Source organism: Sphingomonas sp. 320_CC (genome assembly GCF_059691795.1).
Map to the genome: position 1 here is coordinate 1 of NZ_JCAWAE010000009.1, position 2,961 is coordinate 2,961.

A 2,961-nucleotide genomic window follows, 5' to 3' on the forward strand; every position below is an offset into this window, starting at 1 on the left:
CCCAGTGTTGTCATTGATGGTGTGAGACTCTCAAGCGCGAATAGAGCAATTAGTATCGGTTAGCTCCATGCGTTACCGCACTTCTACATCCGATCTATCAACGTCGTGGTCTCCGACGGCTCTATGAAATCTTATCTCGAGGGAGGCTTCCCGCTTAGATGCTTTCAGCGGTTATCCCGTCCATACATAGCTACCCAGCTGCGCTCCTGGCGGAACGACTGGTACACCAGAGGTATGTTCAACCCGGTCCTCTCGTACTAGGGTCAACTCCTCTCAAATTTCGACGCCCACGGCAGATAGGGACCAAACTGTCTCGCGACGTTCTGAACCCAGCTCACGTACCACTTTAATTGGCGAACAGCCAAACCCTTGGGACCTGCTCCAGCCCCAGGATGTGATGAGCCGACATCGAGGTGCCAAACAACCCCGTCGATATGAGCTCTTGGGGGTTATCAGCCTGTTATCCCCGGCGTACCTTTTATCCGTTGAGCGATGGCCCTTCCACGAGGGACCACCGGATCACTATGACCGACTTTCGTCTCTGCTCGACTTGTCAGTCTCGCAGTCAGGCGGGCTTATGCCATTGCACTCTAACAGACGGTTTCCGACCGTCCTGAGCCCACCATTGCGCGCCTCCGTTACTCTTTAGGAGGCGACCGCCCCAGTCAAACTACCCGCCACAGAGGGTCCCTGTTCCGGCTTACGGAACGAGGTTAGACATCAGAAACAAACAGGGTGGTATTTCACCTATGGCTCCACATCAGCTGGCGCCGATGCTTCAAAGCCTCCCACCTATGCTACACAGTTTCTTCCTAATGCCACTCTGAAGCTGCAGTAAAGGTGCACGGGGTCTTTCCGTCTAACCGCGGGTACTCCGCATCTTCACGGAGAATTCAATTTCGCTGAGCATGTCCTGGAGACAGTGGGGAAGTCGTTACGCCATTCGTGCAGGTCGGAACTTACCCGACAAGGAATTTCGCTACCTTAGGACCGTTATAGTTACGGCCGCCGTTTACCTGGGCTTCATTTCAGAGCTTGCACCCCTCCACTTAACCTTCAGGCACCGGGCAGGCGTCAGGCCCTATACGTCGTCTTGAAGCCGACTTAGCAGAGCCCTGTGTTTTTGCTAAACAGTCGCTACCCCCTGGCCTGTGCCCCCTCAAAGTGCTTGCGCATAGTGAGGGCCTCCTTCTTCCGAAGGTACGGAGGCAATTTGCCGAGTTCCTTCAGGACACTTCTCTCAAGCGCCTTGGTATACTCTACCTGACCACCTGTGTCGGTTTCGGGTACGGTCTATACGGTGGGGCTATTTCCTGGAACCATTTCGAAGCCATCCCAATCCGATAAGGGATGACAACACACATGATCCGTCACACACCACCAGGCCCACGAATATTAACGTGGTTCCCATCGACTACCCCCTTCGGGCTCGTCTTAGGGGCCGGCTCACCCTGCGCGGATTAGCCTTGCGCAGGAACCCTTGGTCTTTCGGCGAGAGGGCATCTCACCCTCTTTATCGCTACTCATGTCTGCATTCGCACTTCCGATACCTCCACGACCCATTACCAGATCGCTTCACAGGCTTACGGAACGCTCCGCTACCGCGTACCACATAAGTGGCACACCCTAAGCTTCGGCACGTATCTTGAGCCCCGTTACATCTTCGCCGCAGGACCTCTTGTTTAGACCAGTGAGCTGTTACGCTTTCTTTAAAGGATGGCTGCTTCTAAGCCAACCTCCTGGTTGTTTTGGAAGTCCCACATGCTTTCCCACTTAGATACGATTTGGGGGCCTTAGCTGTAGGTCAGGGCTGTTTCCCTTTTGACGACGGACCTTAGCACCCGCCGTCTGTCTCCCGCATATCACTCTTAGGTATTCGGAGTTTGGTTAGGTTTGGTAGATCTCGCGACCCCCTAGCCCATCCAGTGCTCTACCCCCTAAGGTGTTCGTGCGAGGCACTACCTCAATAGTTTTCGCGGAGAACCAGCTATTTCCCGGCTTGATTGGCCTTTCACCCCTAAACACAACTCATCCGGTAACTTTTCAACGTTAATCGGTTCGGACCTCCAGTGCATGTTACTGCACCTTCATCCTGGTCATGCCTAGATCGCCGGGTTTCGGGTCTAATACATCAAACTCTGGCGCCCTATTCAGACTCGCTTTCGCTGCGCCTACACCTATCGGCTTAAGCTTGCTTGATACATTAAGTCACAGACCCATTATGCAAGAGGTACGCTGTCAGGCCATAAAAGCCCTCCAACTGCTTGTAGGCAATCCGTTTCAGGTACTGTTTCACTCCCCTCATCGGGGTGCTTTTCACCTTTCCCTCACGGTACTAGTTCGCTATCGGTCACATACGAGTATTTAGGCTTGGAGGGTGGTCCCCCCATGTTCAGACAGAATTTCACGTGTTCCGCCCTACTCGAGTCCTGAATTCTCACTTTCGTATACGGGGCTGTCACCCGCTATGGCGTCACTTTCCAGAGACTTCTACTAGTTGAAATTCAGGCACTGGCCTGGTCCGCGTTCGCTCGCCACTACTAACGGAATCTCGGTTGATGTCTTTTCCTCCAGCTACTGAGATGTTTCAGTTCGCCGGGTTCGCTTCACGAAGCCTATGTATTCAGCTAAGTGATACCTAACCTAATTAACTCGACCTGTGCGTTACCGCGCAGGTAGAATTAATCGGGATAGGTGGGTTTCCCCATTCGGAAATCGTCGGGTCAAAGCTTGCTCACAGCTCACCGACGCTTATCGCAGCGTGCCACGTCCTTCATCGCCTGTATGTGCCAAGGCATCCACGAATTGCCCTTACCTCACGCTTGAGAGTCCACACCACCAACGACATCACTGGGTGTCCTTTCGGATCACCAACTCGGCAGAGCAGTGCGCGTTGGCCTTTGTCAGGTGCGGATGATTATAATCTCAGCCAGATTATTAGTTATGATGATGTCGATATTC

Annotated in this window: 1 rRNA gene; it reads right to left on the reverse strand. The window is 53.3% G+C overall.

Going from position 1 to position 2,961, the window contains the following annotated elements:
- Nucleotides 1–29: 29 nt before the first annotated feature.
- Nucleotides 30–2,825: ribosomal RNA gene (locus tag AC59GX_RS20230) — 23S ribosomal RNA — on the reverse strand.
- Nucleotides 2,826–2,961 lie beyond the last annotated feature (136 nt).